Origin of the sequence: Prauserella shujinwangii (assembly GCF_003001955.1) — a bacterium.
GTDB classification, from domain to species: domain Bacteria; phylum Actinomycetota; class Actinomycetes; order Mycobacteriales; family Pseudonocardiaceae; genus Qaidamihabitans; species Qaidamihabitans shujinwangii.
The window spans coordinates 196,036-214,164 of the sequence record NZ_PVNH01000006.1 but is presented as its reverse complement, the minus strand read 5'-3'; the positions used below and the strand labels follow the sequence as shown (position 1 = coordinate 214,164).

Here is an 18,129-nt window from a genome sequence, read left to right as displayed (position 1 = left end):
GCTCCCGTGGCCGAAGGCGACAGCACCCCGCCGGTGTTCCTGGTCGACCGGCTCCCCGGCGGGGAGGAGGCCGTGCTCGACGGCGAGGAGGCCCGGCACGCCGTCACGGTCCGCCGGACCAGGCCGGGGGAACGGCTCACCCTCTCCGACGGCGCGGGCGGCATCGCGGACTGCGTGGTGGAGTCGGTGCACCCCGGCCGCGAGCCCCGGCTCGGACTGCGGCTCCTCGACCGGCGCCACGAGCCGGCGCCCGCGCTGCGCGTGACCCTCGCCCAGGCGCTCGCGAAGGGCGACCGGGGCGAGCTCGCGGTGGAGCTCGCGACGGAGGCCGGGGTCGACGCCGTGCTGCCGTGGCGGGCCGCGCGGTCCGTCGCCCGGTGGGACGACGGTCCGCGCGGGGCGAAAGCGCTCGCCCGCTGGCGGGCGACCGCCCGCGCGGCGGCCAAGCAGGCCCGCCGCGGCAGGCTGCCCGACGTGCGGGAACCGGTCACCACCGCCCAGCTCGCCGACGTGCTCGCCGAGGCGGAGCTCGCGCTCGTCCTCGACTCCGAGGCGCCGCGCGGGCTCGCCGACGTGACCCTGCCCGCCGAGGGCGAGCTCGTGCTCGTCGTCGGCCCCGAGGGCGGCGTGACCGCCGACGAGGCGGCGGCGTTCGCGGCGGCGGGCGCGCTCGGCGTGCGCCTCGGCCGGTCGGTGCTCCGCACCTCCACCGCGGGCGCGGTCGCGCTCGGCGCGCTCGGCGCCCTCACCGACCGCTGGCGCTGACCCGAGAGTCCCCCGCTCCCGCCCGCGAGTGCTGCGCCGCGGCCCGCGAGTGCCGCGTTCGGGTCGGCGAGTGCTGCGCTCCGGCTGGCGAGTGCCGCGTTCGGGTCGGCGAGTGCTCCGCTGCGGTCGGCGACGCCCGCGCTCGCCCACCGTCCGCCGCCGCGCCTCCCCCGAACGGGTGCCGGTGTTTCGGCCGTCGCGGCTGTTCGGAGGCATTTCCCAACGACTCCTGGCGCCACCCGCGCGGAAACCATTACGCTCGTTAACGATCCGATTTTCCGGTGCGCGTCCTGGCGCGCCGACGATCCCGCCGGACACCTCCCCCCTCGGTCCGGCGGAGCCGCGGAGGCGGTGGAGCGACCCCCAGGCTTCACCCCTCCGCGGCGCCCTGTTCGCTGCCGCGCAGCTTCCCGGTGGCGGGGTTTCGCTGTGTTCTCTGGGGGACGCCCCCCAGGCCCCCCGGACCCCTCCGCGGCGCCCTGTTCGCTGCTGCGCCGCTTCCGCTGCCGCACCCAATGTGGCGTCGGGTGCACCCAATGTGGCATTCGGTGCGTCGGGTGCACCCAATGTGGCATTCGGTGCGTCGGGTGCACCCAATGCGGCATCCGGTGCGTCCAGCGCACCCGATGTGGCATTGGGGGCCCGCCCAGCGCGCCGCGTGCCGCACCGGGACGGCGGTCGATAGGGTCTGCCGTATGAGTGACGCGGACACGTTGTTCGAGCGGATCATCGCCAGGGAGATCCCGGCGGAGATCGTGCACGAGACCGAGACCACGCTGGCGTTCCGGGACATCAACCCGCAGGCCAAAACCCACGTCCTCGTGGTGCCCAAGACCCGGTACCGCACGGTCGGCGAGCTGGCCGCCGCCGACCCGCAGCTGCTCGCCGACGTGCTCACCACCGCCGAGGAGGTCGCCCGCCTCGAGGGCCTCACCGGCAGCGGCTACCGCGTCGTGTTCAACACCGGGGACGACGCCGGGCAGACCGTCTACCACGTGCACGCCCACGTGCTCGGAGGGGAACAGCTCGGTCTTTTCGGGCGTTATTCGGGTGGGTCCTCGTGACCCGGCGGGGTAACGTCTCTGCCCCGTGAAGTCGATGCCGTTAGCATCGAACCCGACAGACCGACGACCAGCGCACCAGCGCAGAAAGCAGGCCCGAGCGCACGTGGCCGGATCCGCCCCCCAGCAACCCTCCGAGGCCGCCCCGCAGGCAGCCCAGTCGAAGTTCCCGATCCCCGACGCCGCCGTGCTCGTCCTGCTCGGTTCCCGTGACGAGAACCTGCGCGCGGCCGAGGACCTCCTCTCCGCCGACGTGCACGTGCGCGGCAACGAGGTCACTCTCACCGGCACCCCCGCGGACGTGGCGTTCGCCGAGCGCGTGTTCGCGGAACTGGTGATTCTCGCGGGACGTGGGCAGCAAGTCGGTCCGGACACCGTCCGGCGCACCGTGGCGATGCTGTCGGCAGGAGGCGCGGAGTCGCCCGCCGACGTGCTCAGCATGGACATCCTGTCCCGCCGCGGGCGCACGATCCGGCCGAAGACGCTGAACCAGAAGCGGTACGTCGACGCGATCGACAAGCACACCGTGGTGTTCGGCATCGGCCCGGCGGGCACCGGCAAGACGTACCTGGCCATGGCCAAGGCCGTGCAGGCACTGCAGGCCAAGCAGGTCACCCGGATCGTCCTCACGCGCCCCGCCGTCGAGGCGGGGGAGCGGCTCGGCTACCTGCCGGGCACGCTCTACGAGAAGATCGACCCGTACCTGCGGCCGCTGTACGACGCGCTGCACGACATGGTCGACCCCGAGTCCATCCCCAGGCTCATGCAGGCGGGCACCATCGAGATCGCGCCGCTGGCCTACATGCGCGGCCGCACGCTCAACGACGCGTTCATCATCCTCGACGAGGCGCAGAACACCACGCCCGAGCAGATGAAGATGTTCCTCACGCGGCTCGGCTTCGGGTCGAAGGTCGTCGTGACCGGCGACATCACCCAGGTCGACCTGCCCGGCGGGCAGCGCAGCGGGCTGCGGATCGTGCGGGAGATCCTCGAGGGCGTCGACGACCTGCACTTCGCCAACCTCACCAGCCACGACGTGGTGCGGCACAAGCTGGTCGGCGACATCGTGGACGCCTACGAGAAGTGGCAGGCCGCGCAGGACGCTCCCGGCGGGAAGGCCGTCGGGCGATGAGCATCGAGATCGCGAACGAGTCCGGCGTGCAGGTCGACGAGGAGTCGATCGTCTCCGCCGCACGGTTCGCGCTGGACCGGATGGAGGTCAGCCCGCTCGCCGAGCTGTCCGTCCTCCTGGTCACACTCGAGGTGATGGAGGACCTGCACGAGCGGTGGATGGACCTGCCCGGTCCCACCGACGTCATGGCGTTCCCCATGGAGGAGCTGGACGCCACGCGCAGGCCCGACGCCGCGGAGGCGTCGCCGGCGCTGCTGGGTGACATCGTGCTCTGCCCCGCCTTCGCGCGGGACCAGGCGCGCACGGCGGGGCACTCCCTCGCCGAGGAGCTGCACCTGCTGACCGTGCACGGCGTGCTGCACCTGCTGGGCTACGACCACGCCGAACCGGCCGAGGAACGCGAGATGTTCTCGCTGCAGAACCGCATCCTCGCCGACTTCACCGCCGCGCGGCTGGCCGCCCAGCGCCGGGACGCCCGCCGCAGTGCCGACGACCGGCTGCTCGGCGCGGCCGGTCTCCAGGGCACCGACGGAGGGTCCGAAGCGGAGCAGTCGTGACCGGTTCGGCCACCATGCTGGTCATCGCCGTCCTGCTGGTATTGCTCGGCGGCGTGTTCGCCGCGGCGGACGCCGCCATCAGCACCATGTCGCAGGCCCGCGCCGACGGACTCGTGCGCATGGGCCGTGTCGGCGCGCGCCAGCTCGTCGCCGTCCTGCGGGAGCGCAGGCGGCACATCAACCTGCTGTTGCTGCTGCGGATGGGCTGCGAGCTCACCTCCACCGTGCTGGTCACGGTGGTGAGCCTGCGCTGGATCGAGCCGGTGTGGCTCGCGATCGTGGCCGCGGGCGGCGTGATGGTGCTCGTCAGCTACGTCCTGGTCGGCGTCGGCCCGCGCACCATCGGCAGGCAGCACCCCTACCGCGTGGGCCTGGTCGTGGCCGGGCCTGTCCGGGTCCTCGGGTCCGTGCTCGGCCCGCTGAGCAAGCTGCTCATCGTGGTCGGCAACGCCATCACCCCGGGCAAGGGCTTCCGCGAGGGCCCGTTCACCACCGAGGTCGAGCTGCGCGAACTGGTCGACCTCGCCGAGGAGCGCGGGGTGGTGGAGGCCTCCGAGCGGGAGATGATCCACTCGGTGTTCGAGCTCGGCGACACGGTCGCCCGCGAGGTCATGGTGCCGCGTACCGAGATCGTCTGGATCGAGCAGGCCAAAACGGTCCGGCAGGCGCTCGCGCTGTCCCTGCGCACCGGGTTCTCCCGGCTGCCGGTGATCGGCGAGTCGGTCGACGACATCGTCGGCGTCGTCCACCTGAAGGACCTCGTGCGCGCCTCCCTGGCCGAGAACGGCAACGCGCGCGGGGTCAGCGAGCTGATGAAGCCGGCCAGCTTCGTACCCGACTCCAAGCGGCTCGACAACCTGCTCCAGGAGATGCAGGTCTCCCGCAACCACATGGCCATCGCCGTCGACGAGTACGGCGGCACCGCAGGCCTGCTCACCATCGAGGACATCCTGGAGGAGATCGTCGGCGAGATCACCGACGAGTCGGACACCGGCGAGCGGCCCCCGGTCGAGTACCTGGAGGACAACGCGATCCGCGTGTCGGCCCGGCTCGGCGTGGACGACCTGGCCGAACTGTTCGCACTGGACCTCTCCGACTACGACGTCGAGACCGTCGGCGGCCTGCTCGCGCAGCGGCTGGGCCGGGTCCCGCTGCCCGGTGCCGAGGCGGAGGTGGAGGGCTTGCGCCTGCGCGCCGAGGGCGGCAAGGACCGGCGAGGCAGAATGCGGATCACCACGGTCGTCGTGCGGGCTGTCGACGACCGGATCGCCGGCCGCAGGCTGCCGGTCAGGCCCGACGAGCCCGACGAGCGTGATAGGAGTGTCGAACATGCCTGAGCTTGACCCCGAGGACGAGAAGATCCTGACCCTGGCCCGGTCGACGCGCGCCCGGATCCAGGCCGCCGAGGGCGCGGCGGTACGGGACACCGACGGGCGCACCTACGCCGCCGCCACCGTCGACCTGCCCTCGCTGCGGCTGACCGCGCTGCAGGCGGCCGTCGCCGCGGCCGTGTCCAGCGGCGCGGAGGGTCTCGAGGCGGCCGCCGTGGTCACCGGCGACGACACGGTCGCCGACGCCTCCGTGCGGGCCGTGCGCGACCTCGCGCCGGGCGCGCCGATCCTGCGGGCCGATCCCGCGGGCACCGTGCGCGAGACGCTGCGCTGAGCCGATGACCGAGCCCTACCGTTCCGGTTTCGCCTGCTTCGTCGGACGCCCCAACGCGGGCAAGTCCACCCTCACCAACGCGCTCGTCGGCAGCAAGGTCGCGATCACGTCGAGCAAGCCGCAGACCACCCGGCACGCCATCCGCGGGATCGTCCACCGCGAGGACGCGCAGCTGGTCATCATCGACACGCCGGGCCTGCACCGCCCGCGCACCCTGCTCGGGCAGCGGCTCAACGACATCGTCCACTCGACATGGTCCGAAGTGGACGTCATCGGCTTCTGCGTCCCCGCCGACGAGAAGATCGGCCCCGGCGACCGGTTCATCGCCGCCGAGCTGGCCAAGGTGGCCCGGCGCACCCCGGTGATCGGCGTCGTCACCAAGACCGACCTCGTGCCGCCCGACCGCATCGCCAAGCAGCTGCTCGCGTTGCAGGACCTCATGGACTTCGCCGACCTCGTGCCCGTGTCGGCGCAGAGCGGCTACCAGGTGGGGGTGGTGGCCGACGTGCTCGTGGCGCGCCTGCCGGAGGGCCCGCCGCTCTACCCGGAGGGCGACCTCACCGACGAGCCCGAGCAGCAGCTCGTCGCGGAGCTGATCCGGGAGGCGGCGCTGGAGGGCGTGCGGGACGAGCTGCCGCACTCGATCGCGGTGACCGTCGAGGAGATGATCCCCCGCGAGGGCCGCGCCGACCTCGTCGACGTGCACGCGCTGCTCTACGTGGAGCGGCCGAGCCAGAAGGGGATCGTCCTGGGCCACCGGGGGGCGCGGTTGAAGGAGGTCGGAGCCACGGCCCGCCGCCACATCGAGGCGCTGCTCGGCACTAAGGTCTACCTCGACCTGCACGTGAAGGTGGCCAAGGACTGGCAGCGCGATCCCAAGCAGCTGCGGAAGCTGGGGTTCTAGACACGGAGGCGGCGTGAGCGATCATCGCGGAGCGTGCGGAGCTTCGCGCACGCGAGCCGACCGGGTGCGGGTGTCCCGCATGACACAGGAGGCGGCGTGAGCGATCATCGCGGAGCGTGCGGAGCTCGGCGCACGCGAGCCGACCGGGTGCGGGTGTCCCGCATGGCACAGGAGGCGGCGTGAGCGACCAGCAGTATCCCCAGTTCCCCCAGTACCCCGAGCAGCCGCGGTACCCGGGGCAGCAGGGCCCGCCGCCGGGTCCCCCGTATCCGCAGTACGGGTACGGGCCGGCGAACTACGGCCCGCCGCCGGACAACCACCTGGTCTGGGCCATCCTCACCACCGTCCTGTGCTGCATGCCGCTGGGCATCGTGTCCATCGTGAAGTCCAACCAGGTCGCGAGCCTGTGGGCGCAGGGCCTGCACGCGGAGGCGCGGCAGGCCGCCGACGACGCCAAGAAGTGGGCGATCTGGTCGGCCGCCACCATGGGCATCCTCGTGGGCCTCTACGTCGTGTTCCTCATCGTGATGATCGTCGTGTTCGGCTTCGCGGCCACCGAACTCACCCCCACCTGACCATGACCGGCACCGTCTACACCGGAGCGCCCGCCGCGACCGTGCGGGAGCGGGTGCGCAGGCTGGCGCCGCCCGCGGCGGCGGCGGGGGCGGCGGCCGTGGCCTGCGCCGTCGTGTGGTGGGGCGATCCGACCACACCGGGCGGCCCGCTGCCCGTGTGCCCCACGAAGGCGCTGTTCGGGCTCACCTGCCCCGGCTGCGGCGGCATGCGGATGCTGTACAGCCTGCTGCACGGCGACCTCGCGGCCGCACTGCACTTCAACGCGGTCACGGTGGTGCTCCTCGCGCTGTGCCTGTGGAGCTTCGCCGCGTGGACGGTCGGCCGGTGGCGTGGCCGCTGGGTCCGCACCTGGCTGCACCTGCGCTGGACCCCCGTGGCGTTCGGGGTGGTGTTCGTGGCCTGGTTCGTGCTCCGGAACCTGCCCTTCGCACCGTTCACCGCGCTGGCGGTGTGACATCCCGGCCGCAACCGGCGACTTCCGGGGACACCGCGACCGTCGTGAAGGTACGCTCCCGCGGCACACGTGTTCGCGAAGCCAGGGGAGGGCCCCATGACGAACCCGTACGGGCAGCAACAACAACAGCCCTACGGTCAGCAGCCGCAGCAGTTCGGCCAGCCACCGCAGTTCGGCCAGCCGCAGCAGCCCTACGGCACCCCGTCGGGCGGGATGCCCGCGGCGCCGTACGGCCAGCCGGTCCAGCCGGGTCAGCCGGGCCAGCCACAGTACCCCCAGTACGGGCAGCAGGCGCCGTTCGGCCAGCCCTACGGGCAGCCGGGCGCCGTGGGGCAGGACATCCCGGACTACAAGGGCTGGGCGATCGGCTGCATCTTCCTGTTCTGGATCCTCGCCATCTTCGCGATCATGAAGTCCAACGAGGTCAACACCTACAAGATGCAGGGCAACCTCGCGGCCGCGCAGGACGCGTCCCGGCAGACGAGGACGCTGTGCCTCATCGCGACGATCATCGGCGCGATCAGCTGGGCCATCGCCGTCATCATGATCATCGTGGCGATCGTGGCCGCCAACGAGGCCGTGGACACGCTCAACAGCTACAACTACTGACGCGCGGCGGCTCGTGGGCGGGACACGTCGTTCTCGCGGCGTCGCGCGCGCACGAGCCGTTTAGCATGGTCCGGTGAGTCTGTACCGGGACACCGGAGTGGTGCTGCGCGCGCACAAGCTGGGCGAGGCCGACCGCATCATCACCCTGCTCACGCGGCGGCACGGCAAGGTGCGCGCGGTCGCCAAGGGCGTCCGCCGCACCACGTCCCGGTTCGGGGCGCGGCTCGAACCGTTCGGGCACGTGGACGCCCAGTTCTACACCGGCCGCACGCTCGACGTGATCACGCAGGTGGAGACCGTGGACGCGTTCGCGCTGCCCATCGTCGGCGACTACCAGCGCTACACCGCGGCGAGCGCGATCACCGAGACCGCCGACCGGCTCACGCTCGACGAGGGGGAGCCCGCGTTGCGGCTGTACCTGCTGGTGACCGGCGCGCTGCGGGCGCTCGCCGAGGGCGGGCGCGACCCCTCGCTGGTGCTGGACGCGTTCTTCCTGCGCGCGATGGCGTTCGCGGGCTGGGCGCCCGCGATCACCGAGTGCGCCCGCTGCGGCGAGCCAGGCCCGCACCGCTCGTTCAGCGTGCAGTCGGGGGGTGCGCAGTGCGGCCGCTGCCGGAGCGCGGGCGCGGTGCACCCGCCCGCCGAGGTGTTCCTGCTGCTGGAGGCGCTGCTGCACGGTGACTGGCCGGTGGCGGAGGCCACGACCCAGGCCGTCCGCCGCGACGTCAGCGGGCTGGTCGCGGCTCACCTGCAGTGGCATCTGGAGCGGCAGCTGCGGTCGTTGCCGTTCGTGGAACGCCGTGCCCGTGAGTCGCCGATCGCGCACCAGTTAGGGTCGGACGGGACATCCACCGATCCGGAGGTGCCAGGTGCGACGCAGGGGACGCGAGAACGTGGCGTCACACACGACGCCACGGCCACCTGAGCCGCACCCGTACGGCGCCCGCCCGCCGAACATCCCGCCGGAGCTGCTGCCACGGCACGTCGCGCTCGTCATGGACGGCAACGGCCGCTGGGCCAACCAGCGCGGGCTGCCCCGCATCGAGGGGCACAAGCGCGGCGAGTCGGTGATGATCGACGTCGCCAGCGGCGCGGTCGAGCTCGGCGTCAAGTGGCTGTCGGTGTACGCGTTCTCGACGGAGAACTGGAAGCGCAGCCCCGACGAGGTGCGCTTCCTCATGGGCTTCAATCGCGACACCATCCGCAGGCAGGTCGACTACCTCGGTTCGATCGGGGTGCGGATCCGCTGGGCGGGCCGCAGGCCCCGGCTGTGGCGCAGCGTCATCAAGGAGCTGCAGGCCGCGGAGGAGAAGACCAGGCACAACACCAGGCTCAACATGACCATGTGCGTCAACTACGGCGGCCGTGCCGAGATCGGCGACGCCGCCCGGCAGATCGCCCGGCTCGCCGCCGAGGGCCGGATCGACCCCGAGAAGGTCGACGAGCGCACGATCGCCAAGTACCTCTACCAGCCGGAGATGCCCGACGTGGACCTGTTCCTGCGACCCTCCGGCGAGCTGCGCACGTCCAACTTCCTGCTGTGGCAGTCGGCCTATGCCGAGTTCGTGTTCCAGGACACCCTGTTCCCCGACTTCGACCGGACGAAGCTGTGGGACGCCTGCCTGGAGTACGCCCGTCGCGACCGCCGCTTCGGCGCGGCCGTCGACCAGGCGGCGAACGAGGCCGCCGCGGCGGCCCCGGCAGGCGCGGAGGAATCCCCGTGACGTCCGAGGCCGCCGACACCGCCGCGCTGCTGACGTCGGCGAAGGAGGCGCTGGAGCGCTACCTCGAGGTGCACGTCGACGACGACGGGGCGCTCACGTTCTCCCACGCCGACGTGCCGTGCGTCGTGCAGGCCACCCGGCTCGCCGAGGGGCTGACCGTGCTCAGCCTGACCTGCGTGGTCGCGTGGGACCTGCCGGACCAGAGCGAGGTCGCCGCCTCGGTGGCCGAGCGGGCGGGCCAGGGCCTGTTCGGCACGCTCGGCGTCGTGCACACCGAGCGGGGCATGGACCTCACCCTGCGGTACGCGTTCCCGGCGCAGGGGCTGGACGCCACCCCGTTGGGCACCCTGCTGATGCTGGTGGTGTCCACCGCCTCGCAGGTCCGCGCCGACCTGCTCGGATCCACCGGCTGAGCGCTCGCCCGCCCCTGGCATCATCGGGAAAATGGCAACCGTTTCCGAGGCCTCCCGCGGCACCGCGCGGCCGCGCCGCGGCCGGATCACCTCGGTCGAGGTGCTGTGCGCCGTGCTCGTGCTGGCGCTGCTCGGGCAGTCGTGGCTGCAGTCGGTGTTCGATGTCCCCGCGCTGCGGACCGCGTCGACCGTGTTCGTGGCCGTGTGTGTGCAGGCGCTGCCGTTCCTGGTGCTGGGCGTGCTGGTCAGCGGCGCCATCGCCGCGTTCGTGCCCGCCCGCGTGCTGGAGCGGGTGCTGCCGCGCAGGCAGTCCGCGGCGGTCGGCGTCGCCGGGCTGTCCGGCGTCGCGCTGCCCGGCTGCGAATGCGCCTCGGTGCCGGTCGCGCGCAGGCTCATCGGGCAGGGCGTGGCGCCGGCGGCGGCGCTGACGTTCCTGCTCGCCGCGCCCGCCGTGAACCCGGTCGTGCTCGTCGCCACGGCCGTCGCGTTCCCCGGCGAACCCGGCATGGTGCTCGCCCGGTTCGTCGCGTCCCTGGCCACGGCCATGATCATGGGCTGGCTGTGGATCCGGTGGGGGAAGCTGGAGTGGATCGCCGAGCGCGCCCGCCGCAGGCTGCCCGAGGTGACCGGGCGCGGCCGGTGGGCCGCGTTCGCCGAGACGGCACGGTCGGACCTGGTGGACGCGGGCGGTTTCCTCGTGCTCGGCGCGCTCGTGTCCGCCGCGCTGGGGGTGCTCGTGCCCGGGGAGTGGTTCGGCGCGCTGGCCGACCAGATCGTGCTCGGCGTGCTCGTGCTCGCGGTGCTCGCCGTCGTGCTGTCGCTGTGCAGCGAGGCCGACGCGTTCGTCGCCGCGTCCCTGTCCGCGTTGCCGCTGCTGCCCCGGCTGGTGTTCCTCGTCGTCGGGCCCGCGATCGACGCCAAGCTGTTCGCGTTGCAGGCCGGGACGTTCGGCAGGGCGTTCGCGCTGCGGTTCGCGCCCGTCACCTTCGTCGTCGCGATCGGCTGCGCCGTGGTGGCCGGGCTCGTGTTCCTCGGCGGTGCGCGATGAGGCGGGAAACCCAGAACATCCTGCTGCTCCTGCTCGGCGGGGCGCTGCTGAAGATCTCGCTCAACGGCGACTACCTGCGCTACGTCAAGCCGTCGCAGCTGCCGTGGATGTTCGGCGCGGGCGTGGTGCTGGTGCTGCTGGCCGGGATCGCCGCGGTGCGGGACGTGCGTGCGGCGCGGCGGCCCGCCCCGGACAACGGCGGGGAAGCCTGTCACGAGCACCCGGCGCGGTCGGCGTGGCTGCTGCTGGCGCCGGTGCTGGCGGTGTTCCTGGTGGCTCCGCCCGCGCTCGGCGCCGACTCGGTGACCCGGGCGGAGGACCGGCAGCTGGACCCGGCGTGGAGCAGGAAGGCGGAGTTCCCGCCGTTGCCGCCGGGAAGGGTGGTGCCGCTGTCGCTGTCGGAGTTCGCCAGCCGCGCGGGCTGGGACGCGAACGGAACGCTGCGCGGCCGCACCGTGGCGCTGACCGGGTTCGTCGTGCCCGACGAGAAGGGGGTGCTGCTGGCCAGGATGGTGATCGGCTGCTGCGCCGCCGACGCGTTCCCGGTGACCGTGCGCCTGTCCGGCGGCGGCGCGGCCGGGCAGCCCAGCGACACCTGGCTGCGCGTGACCGGGCAGGTGGTGCCCGGGCCGCGCGCCACCGGCCCCGGCTACGTCCCCGAGCTGGCCGTCACCGCCCTGGAGCCGATCCCCACCCCGAAGGACCCATACGAGTACTGACCGGCTCGTGAGTGACGACCGTGGTTAGAACGACGTTTCTCACTCACGACCGTTGCGGGCGCAGGCGGAGCACGTGCCGACGATCTCGACGGTGTGGCTGATGTCGGAGAACCCGTTGCCGGAGGCGATCTTCTCCGCCCACCGCTCCACGGTGGGGCCCTCGATCTCCACGGTGTACCCGCAGTGGCGGCACACCAGATGGTGATGGTGGTGCGACGAGCACCGCCGGTAGATCGCCTCGCCCGAGTCGGTGCGCAGCACGTCGATCTCGCCCGCCTCGGACAGCGACTGCAACGTCCGGTACACCGTGGTCAGGCCGATGCCCTCGCCGCGCCTGCGCAGCTCGTCGTGCAGCTCCTGGGCGGACCGGAAGTCGTCCACGTCGTTCAGCAGCTCCACGACGGCCGCGCGCTGCCGCGTGGCCCTGCGCCCGGGCAGCGGTGCTCGGCTGCGGGTGTCGGCTGAACTCATCCGTGCGCCTCCTCCTGCACGTGTGCCACCGCGTCCACGACGATGTGCGCCAGGTGGTCGTCCACGAGACGGTAGGCCACCTCGCGCCCACGCCGTTCCCCGTGTACCACACCCGCTGCCTTGAGCACCCGCAGGTGCTGGCTGATCAGCGGCTGGGCCACGTCGAGGGCGTCGACCAGCTCGTGCACGCACCGGTCGCCCTCCCGCAGCTGCAGCACGATCGCGATGCGGACGGGGGCGGCGAGCGCGCGCAGCAGCTCACCGGCGTCGGCGAGCGTACCCGGCGCCGGTGGCGGGGTGCGGGGTGCCGGCCGCGACCCCGGCGAGTGCACCTGCTGGTCGGTCTCCCCGGGCAGCCCGGAGGGAGCCGCGCCGGGGCTCACCGTCGGCATGTCGATCTCCCGCGTTCGTGTGGGTGTTGCTGGGGGATGCCCTACCATCCTAGTGTTCCGGCGGCAGTGAGCCTGGTCGTCACGCCTCGCGGCACCGACCGGCCCTGCGCCATCCGGGTGAACTGAGGGGATCATGACGCGTCTCGCGACGAAGCTGGCCGCCGGTACCGCCGCACTCGCGCTCGCCGCCGTTCCCGGCGCGGCGGCCGCGCAGGACTCCGCCGTCGACGCCGTCGACGAGGCGACCGGGCCGGTCGCCTACGCCAATGCCGCCGCGCTCAGCGTCGGGGAGAACGGCTCCGGCGGTTCGGTCATCAGCGAGACGCAGCGGTCCCCGCTGCGGCCCGGTGAGTCCCGGCTGGCGCAGGACCGCGTGACGGTGCCCGGCACGCGGAGCGAACGCAGCGCCACGGGCGGTAACTACGAGGTCCACCTCGGCAACCACGCCCGGACCGGGAGCAACCCCTTCCCGGACGGGGTGCCGAGCCGGACGCACCGCATCGTCGCCGAGCTCGCCGCCGACCACGTGCCCCGCGCGAGTGCCGAGGCGAACTACGCCCTGTGGGACACCCGGTCCGGCCGGACCGTCCTCGTGCTCGAGGGCGCCAGGACCAGCGCCGAGTGCCCCGCACCCGGCGAGCTGACCGGTACCGCGACCGCCGACCGTCTCCGGGTGCGCCAGGGCGGCGGCCTGCAGGAGGTCGCGCTCCCCACGGGGGACGAGCCGGTGCGCCGGGAGATCCCGGAGCTGAGCTTCCCGCGCGGCGACCACTCGGGCACCGCGACCGTGACCATCAGCAGGATCGAGTCGTTCGACGAGCTGCTGCGGCAGCAGCAGTGGCGCTCCGGCGACGTCACGGTCGCCGCCGGCTGGAAGATCGAGGTCGTCACCCAGCCCGTCGCCGGGGACACCGGCCCGGCGGAGCGGACCGACACCACCGACACCACCGAGGGCACCGGGGACGCCGGGGACGCCGGGGACGCCGGGAACACCGAAGGCGCGGCCACCGGAACCTCGCAGAACCGCACCGCGACGACCGAGAGCACCGAGACCACCGGAAGCTCCGAGCCCGCCGACGCCACTGGCCCCGCGCCGAAGGCGGTCACCCCGGCCGCCGAGCCGGTGACCACCACGATCGTGCTCGGCGGGGTCAGCTGCTCGCTGCCGAGTGACTTCGTGCCCGTGGACTCGGGTGGCGGGAGCGGCCCCGCGCCCACCGTGCCGGTCAAGATCCCCGCCGGCGCGGCGCCCGCGCAGGACGACTCGGTCGCGTGGGGCCTCGGGCTGCTCGGCGGCGGTGTCCTGCTCGGCGCGGCCGCCGTCACCGTCGCCCTGCGCCGCCGGGTCCCGGCCGGGGACTAGCGCCGTGCGGCGCCCTCTCGTCGCGGCCGCGCTCGGCGTGCTCGCCGCCGCCGCGGTCCTCGCCGGGGTGCTCGTCCTGACCTCCGGAGCGGGCACACCGCCGGATGCCGCGCCCACCCGGCCGCCCGCCACGACCGGGCCCGCCCTGGCCGCGACCGGGTCGTCCCCGGCGGCGACCGGCCCGGCCACACCGACGGTGGCGGCACGGCAGGCGGGGCAGCCACCCGGCACCGTCCGCCTGCCCGAGGGCGGCACGGCGACGCTGGTCCGCCGCGAGCTCACCCCCGACGGCACGCTGCCCATCCCGGACGGGCTGGACGAGGCCACCTGGTGGGGCGCGCGACTCGGCGCCCCGCGCGGCGCCGCGTTGCTGTCCGGGCACGTCAACTGGGCGGGCCGCAGCGGACCGTTCGCCGAGCTGTGGCGCTCCCGTCCCGGCCAGCGGGTCCGCGTGGTCGACACGGCGGGCGGCGAGTGGGTCTACCGCGTCACCGAGGTGGTGACCCTGCACAAGACCGAGCTGCCCCGGCACGCGCAGCGGCTGTTCTCGCCGACCGGCCCGCACCGGCTGGTGCTGGTCACGTGCGGCGGCGACTACGTCGGCGGCACCGATGGCTACGAGGACAACCGGATCGTCACGGCGGAGCTGGTCACCCGTCCGTGAACAGCCATCCCCGCGGCCGTGATCTCAGAGTTGCCGGATAGGCTGGCGGGTATAGTCATAAACAACTCGCCCCGGAGCGTGGAGTGCCCGCCAACACCATTGAGACCGTTGTCAGCCTGTGCAAGCGTCGTGGCTTCGTCTTTCCGAGCGGGGAGATCTACGGCGGTACCCGGTCGGCGTGGGACTACGGGCCCCTGGGCGTCGAGCTCAAGGACAACATCAAGCGCCAGTGGTGGAAGACCATGGTGCAGAACCGCGACGACGTGGTCGGCCTCGACTCGTCGGTGATCCTGCCGCGCCAGGTGTGGGTGGCCTCCGGGCACGTCGACGCGTTCGTCGACCCGCTCGTGGAGTGCCTGTCCTGCCACCGCCGGTTCCGGGCCGACCAGCTCGCCGAGGACTACGCCGAGCGCACCGGCAAGGGCGCGCCGGACGGCGACAACCCCGACCTGTCCGAGGTGCCGTGCCCCAACTGCGGCACCCGGGGCCAGTACACCGAGCCGCGCGAGTTCAACGGGCTGCTCAAGACCTACCTCGGCCCGGTCGAGTCGGACGAGGGCCTGCACTACCTGCGGCCGGAGACGGCGCAGGGCATCTTCGTCAACTTCCTCAACGTGCAGACGACCTCGCGCAAGAAGCCGCCGTTCGGCATCGGCCAGATCGGCAAGTCGTTCCGCAACGAGATCACGCCCGGCAACTTCATCTTCCGCACGCGCGAGTTCGAGCAGATGGAGATGGAGTACTTCGTCGAGCCGGGCGAGGACGAGAAGTGGCACCAGTACTGGATCGACGTCCGCACCGACTGGTACACCGACCTCGGCATCAAGCGGGAGAACCTGCGCCACTACGAGCACCCGAAGGAGAAGCTGTCCCACTACTCGAAGCGGACCGTGGACATCGAGTACCGCTTCGGCTTCTCCTCCGGCCAGGAGTGGGGTGAGCTGGAGGGCATCGCCAACCGCACCGACTTCGACCTCACCACGCACTCCAACCACTCCGGCGTGGACCTGTCCTACTTCGACCAGTCGACCGGGCAGCGCTACCGGCCGTTCGTGATCGAGCCCGCGGCCGGGGTCGGCAGGCCGCTCATGGCGTTCCTGCTGGACGCCTACACCGAGGACGAGGTGCCCAACGCCAAGGGCGGCACGGACAAGCGCACCGTGCTCAAGCTGGACTACCGGCTCGCGCCGTACAAGGTGGCGGTGCTGCCGCTGTCCCGCAACGCGGACCTCACGCCGAAGGCGCGCGACATCGCGGCCGCGCTGCGCAAGCACTGGAACGTCGAGTTCGACGACGCGGGTTCCATCGGCAAGCGCTACCGTCGCCAGGAGGAGATCGGCACGCCGTTCTGCGTCACCGTCGACTTCGACTCGCTCGACGACCACGCGGTGACCGTGCGCGAGCGGGACTCGATGGCGCAGGAGCGCATCGCCATCGACAAGCTCGAGTCCTACCTCGCCGCGCGCCTCATCGGCTGCTGACCCGGGGTCGGCGCCGCCCTGGAACAATGATCGGTATGGGAACGGGTTTGGCGCGCTGGCTCGGCCGTGCCGTGGTCGGCGTGGTGGTCATCGGCGCGCTCATTGTCGCCGGGACGGCGTTCCGTGTCTGGTACGTCGCCCGCGGGGACGACCGCACGCCCGCCGACGTGATCGTGGTGCTCGGCGCCGCCCAGTACAACGGGACCCCGTCGAAGATCTTCGCGGCCCGGCTCGAGCACGCCAGGGATCTCTACGACGCCGGGGTGGCCCGGCGCATCGTCACCTCGGGCGGCGGCCAGGTCGGCGACACCTACACCGAGGCGGAGGCAGGCGCCCACTGGCTCCGGGAGAACGGCGTGCCCGCCGAGGCCACGGTCGCCGTCGGCGAGGGCAGCGACACGCTGCGCACACTGCGCGCGGTGTCGGCCGAGGTGCACGCCCGCGGCTGGGACACCGCCGTGCTCGTCAGCGACCCGTGGCACTCGCTGCGGGCGGCGACGATGGCCAGGGACATCGGGCTGACCGCGTGGACCTCACCCACCCACAGCGGGCCGGTCGTGCAGACGCGCGAGACGCAGGCCCGCTACATCCTGCGGGAGACCGCTGCCCTGCTGTACTACCGGCTGTCCAAGAACCCCGCCGACGACATCGGCGGCACCGGGCTCGGCTGACCCCGGTCCGGCCCCGGAACCTCCGGATGCCCTGAGCGACCCGTTACTGACGTTCTTCGCCGGTAACGGGTCACTCAGGGCAGTTCCGGCTCCGCGCCGGGCGGCGGGCAAAGGTGGCAGAGGTGGCTAAGGTGGCGAAGGTGACCGTCCCGCCGCCGTACCGCGAGCACGACCGGGAACGCAGGCTGCCCGAGCCGCCGAAGGGATCCGCGCTGCCCGGCTCCCGCGCGGATGCCAGGACGCCGTTCGCGCGCGACCGGGCCCGCGTGCTGCACTCGGCCGCGCTGCGCAGGCTCGCCGGGAAGACGCAGGTCGTCGGGCCGGGGGAGGGTACGGAGGTCAGCGGTGTCCCGCGTACCCGCCTCACGCACTCCCTGGAGGTGGCCCAGATCGGCCGCGGCATCGCCGAGGACCTCGGCGCCGACCCGGACCTGGTGGACACCGCGGGCCTCGCCCACGACATCGGGCACCCGCCGTTCGGGCACAACGGCGAGCGCGCGCTGGCCGAGGTCGCCCGCGACTGCGGCGGTTTCGAGGGCAACGCGCAGACCTTGCGGATCCTCACCCGGCTCGAACCCAAGGTGCTGGGTGACGACGGCACCAGCTTCGGCCTCAACCTCACCCGGGCCTGCCTCGACGCGGCCACCAAGTACCCGTGGCCCCGGGAGGCGGGCACCGCCAAGTTCGGCGTCTACGCCGACGACGTCCCGGCCTTCACGTGGCTGCGTGCAGGCGCGCCGCCGCGCCGCCCGTGCCTGGAGGCGCAGATCATGGACTGGGCCGACGACGTGGCCTACTCGGTGCACGATGTCGAGGACGGGGTGCTCGCCGGGCGGATCTCGCTGTCCGTGCTACGCGACGCCGAGGAGCGAGCCGCCGTCGCCGAGCTCGCCGCCAAGCACTTCTCGGCCAAACCGGTGTCCACATTGGAGGACGCGGCGGGGGAGCTGCTGGACCTGCCCGTGGTGGCCGAGCTGGCGCGGCCGGACCACGACTCGTCGCTGGGTGCCCTCGTCGCCCTGAAGCGGCTCACCAGCGAGCTGGTGGGCCGGTTCGCGGCGGCCGCGGTCACCGGGACGCGGGCCACGCACGGGGAGGGTCCGCTCACCCGCTACGCCGCCGACCTCGCCGTGCCCGAGCAGGCCGCGGCCGAGGTGGCGCTGCTCAAGGCGCTGGCCCTGCGCTACGTGATGAGCGACCGGCGCCGCCTCGCGGTACAGGAGGGCCAGCGGCAGCTGCTCGCCGAGCTGGCCGACCTGCTCGGCCGCCGCGCCCCGGACGCCCTCGACCCGACGTTCCGCCCGGCGTGGGAGCGGGCGGCCGACGACGCGGCGCGCACCCGCGTCGTCGTCGACCAGATCGCCTCCCTCACCGACGCGCAGGCGCAGGCGTGGCACGCCTGGCACACCGGGGGCCGGGGATTTGTCACCACTCGCTAGTGTCCGCGAACTCCGCTCACG

The 18,129-nt window shown here is 73.0% G+C and carries 22 protein-coding genes; 20 read left to right on the top strand and 2 right to left on the bottom strand.

Features of this window, described 5'->3' with window-relative positions; translation table 11 throughout:
- The first annotated feature begins 6 nt into the window (after positions 1–6).
- The 15 genes from B0I33_RS16350 to B0I33_RS16280 all read left to right on the top strand — a co-directional run bounded on the left by B0I33_RS16350 (position 7) and on the right by B0I33_RS16280 (position 11,627).
- The gene (locus tag B0I33_RS16350) at positions 7–765 is read left to right on the top strand and encodes a 16S rRNA (uracil(1498)-N(3))-methyltransferase (protein ID WP_245900748.1); all 759 of its coding nucleotides are present in this window, start codon (positions 7–9) and stop codon (positions 763–765) included.
- Positions 766–1,460: 695 nt separating this feature from the next.
- On the top strand, positions 1,461–1,829 hold the full coding sequence (locus tag B0I33_RS16345) for a histidine triad nucleotide-binding protein (protein ID WP_106179639.1): 369 nt from the start codon (positions 1,461–1,463) through the stop codon (positions 1,827–1,829).
- Between the two features lie 103 nt (positions 1,830–1,932).
- Complete coding sequence (locus B0I33_RS16340; protein ID WP_106179638.1) at positions 1,933–2,958, top strand: PhoH family protein; 1,026 nt, start codon at positions 1,933–1,935, stop codon at positions 2,956–2,958.
- Positions 2,955–3,515 (top strand): rRNA maturation RNase YbeY, encoded by a 561-nt coding sequence (gene ybeY, locus B0I33_RS16335; protein ID WP_106179637.1) that lies wholly within the window; start codon positions 2,955–2,957, stop codon positions 3,513–3,515. The genes B0I33_RS16340 and ybeY overlap by 4 nt, the downstream gene beginning before the upstream one ends.
- Positions 3,512–4,852 carry a hemolysin family protein gene (locus B0I33_RS16330; RefSeq protein WP_106179636.1) on the top strand — a complete coding sequence of 447 codons (1,341 nt, stop codon included), beginning with the start codon at positions 3,512–3,514 and terminating at the stop codon, positions 4,850–4,852. The genes ybeY and B0I33_RS16330 overlap by 4 nt, the downstream gene beginning before the upstream one ends.
- Entirely contained in the window at positions 4,845–5,180 is a 336-nt protein-coding gene (locus B0I33_RS16325; RefSeq protein ID WP_106179635.1) for a cytidine deaminase, read from the top strand. The genes B0I33_RS16330 and B0I33_RS16325 overlap by 8 nt, the downstream gene beginning before the upstream one ends.
- 4 nt (positions 5,181–5,184) lie before the next feature.
- Entirely contained in the window at positions 5,185–6,084 is a 900-nt protein-coding gene (era, locus tag B0I33_RS16320; protein WP_106179634.1) for a GTPase Era, read from the top strand.
- 179 nt (positions 6,085–6,263) lie between these two features.
- A complete protein-coding gene (locus B0I33_RS16315; RefSeq protein ID WP_181193327.1) occupies positions 6,264–6,659 on the top strand; it encodes a CD225/dispanin family protein in 396 nt (131 codons plus the stop codon).
- Between the two features lie 2 nt (positions 6,660–6,661).
- A complete protein-coding gene (locus B0I33_RS16310; RefSeq protein ID WP_106179632.1) occupies positions 6,662–7,114 on the top strand; it encodes a DUF2752 domain-containing protein in 453 nt (150 codons plus the stop codon).
- Between the two features lie 96 nt (positions 7,115–7,210).
- Positions 7,211–7,723: a CD225/dispanin family protein gene (locus B0I33_RS16305; RefSeq protein ID WP_106179631.1), complete on the top strand. Its 513-nt coding sequence runs from the start codon at positions 7,211–7,213 to the stop codon at positions 7,721–7,723.
- Between the two features lie 73 nt (positions 7,724–7,796).
- Positions 7,797–8,648 (top strand): DNA repair protein RecO, encoded by an 852-nt coding sequence (recO, locus tag B0I33_RS16300; RefSeq protein WP_106179630.1) that lies wholly within the window; start codon positions 7,797–7,799, stop codon positions 8,646–8,648.
- The gene (locus tag B0I33_RS16295; RefSeq protein ID WP_106179629.1) at positions 8,593–9,447 is read left to right on the top strand and encodes an isoprenyl transferase; all 855 of its coding nucleotides are present in this window, start codon (positions 8,593–8,595) and stop codon (positions 9,445–9,447) included. Before recO ends, B0I33_RS16295 begins: the two co-directional genes overlap by 56 nt.
- Positions 9,444–9,860, top strand: coding sequence for a hypothetical protein (locus B0I33_RS16290; RefSeq protein WP_106179628.1), 417 nt, complete (start codon positions 9,444–9,446; stop codon positions 9,858–9,860). Before B0I33_RS16295 ends, B0I33_RS16290 begins: the two co-directional genes overlap by 4 nt.
- Before the next feature lie 31 nt (positions 9,861–9,891).
- Positions 9,892–10,908 carry a permease gene (locus tag B0I33_RS16285; RefSeq protein WP_106179627.1) on the top strand — a complete coding sequence of 339 codons (1,017 nt, stop codon included), beginning with the start codon at positions 9,892–9,894 and terminating at the stop codon, positions 10,906–10,908.
- Positions 10,905–11,627, top strand: a complete 723-nt coding sequence (locus B0I33_RS16280; RefSeq protein ID WP_106179626.1) for a TIGR03943 family putative permease subunit — start codon at positions 10,905–10,907, stop codon at positions 11,625–11,627. The genes B0I33_RS16285 and B0I33_RS16280 overlap by 4 nt, the downstream gene beginning before the upstream one ends.
- Before the next feature lie 39 nt (positions 11,628–11,666).
- Here the strand turns inward: B0I33_RS16280 and B0I33_RS16275 are convergent, their stop codons facing one another.
- Both B0I33_RS16275 and B0I33_RS16270 read right to left on the bottom strand, forming a co-directional pair.
- Positions 11,667–12,098: a Fur family transcriptional regulator gene (locus B0I33_RS16275; RefSeq protein ID WP_106179625.1), complete on the bottom strand. Its 432-nt coding sequence runs from the start codon at positions 12,096–12,098 to the stop codon at positions 11,667–11,669.
- Positions 12,095–12,490 (bottom strand): ArsR/SmtB family transcription factor, encoded by a 396-nt coding sequence (locus B0I33_RS16270; protein WP_106179624.1) that lies wholly within the window; start codon positions 12,488–12,490, stop codon positions 12,095–12,097. The genes B0I33_RS16275 and B0I33_RS16270 overlap by 4 nt, the downstream gene beginning before the upstream one ends.
- Positions 12,491–12,623: 133 nt before the next feature.
- Here B0I33_RS16270 and B0I33_RS16265 point away from each other — a divergent pair, with 133 nt between their 5' ends.
- The 5 genes from B0I33_RS16265 (at position 12,624) to B0I33_RS16245 (ending at position 18,108) form a co-directional block, all read left to right on the top strand.
- Positions 12,624–13,853, top strand: a complete 1,230-nt coding sequence (locus tag B0I33_RS16265; protein ID WP_106179623.1) for a hypothetical protein — start codon at positions 12,624–12,626, stop codon at positions 13,851–13,853.
- A gap of 4 nt (positions 13,854–13,857) precedes the next feature.
- Positions 13,858–14,517 carry a class F sortase gene (locus B0I33_RS16260; RefSeq protein ID WP_106179622.1) on the top strand — a complete coding sequence of 220 codons (660 nt, stop codon included), beginning with the start codon at positions 13,858–13,860 and terminating at the stop codon, positions 14,515–14,517.
- 83 nt (positions 14,518–14,600) lie between these two features.
- Positions 14,601–15,998: a glycine--tRNA ligase gene (locus B0I33_RS16255; RefSeq protein WP_106179621.1), complete on the top strand. Its 1,398-nt coding sequence runs from the start codon at positions 14,601–14,603 to the stop codon at positions 15,996–15,998.
- 35 nt (positions 15,999–16,033) lie between these two features.
- Positions 16,034–16,669 (top strand): YdcF family protein, encoded by a 636-nt coding sequence (locus B0I33_RS16250; RefSeq protein ID WP_106179620.1) that lies wholly within the window; start codon positions 16,034–16,036, stop codon positions 16,667–16,669.
- A 131-nt stretch (positions 16,670–16,800) separates the two neighbouring features.
- Positions 16,801–18,108 (top strand): deoxyguanosinetriphosphate triphosphohydrolase, encoded by a 1,308-nt coding sequence (locus B0I33_RS16245; protein ID WP_245900761.1) that lies wholly within the window; start codon positions 16,801–16,803, stop codon positions 18,106–18,108.
- Positions 18,109–18,129: the final 21 nt, after the last annotated feature.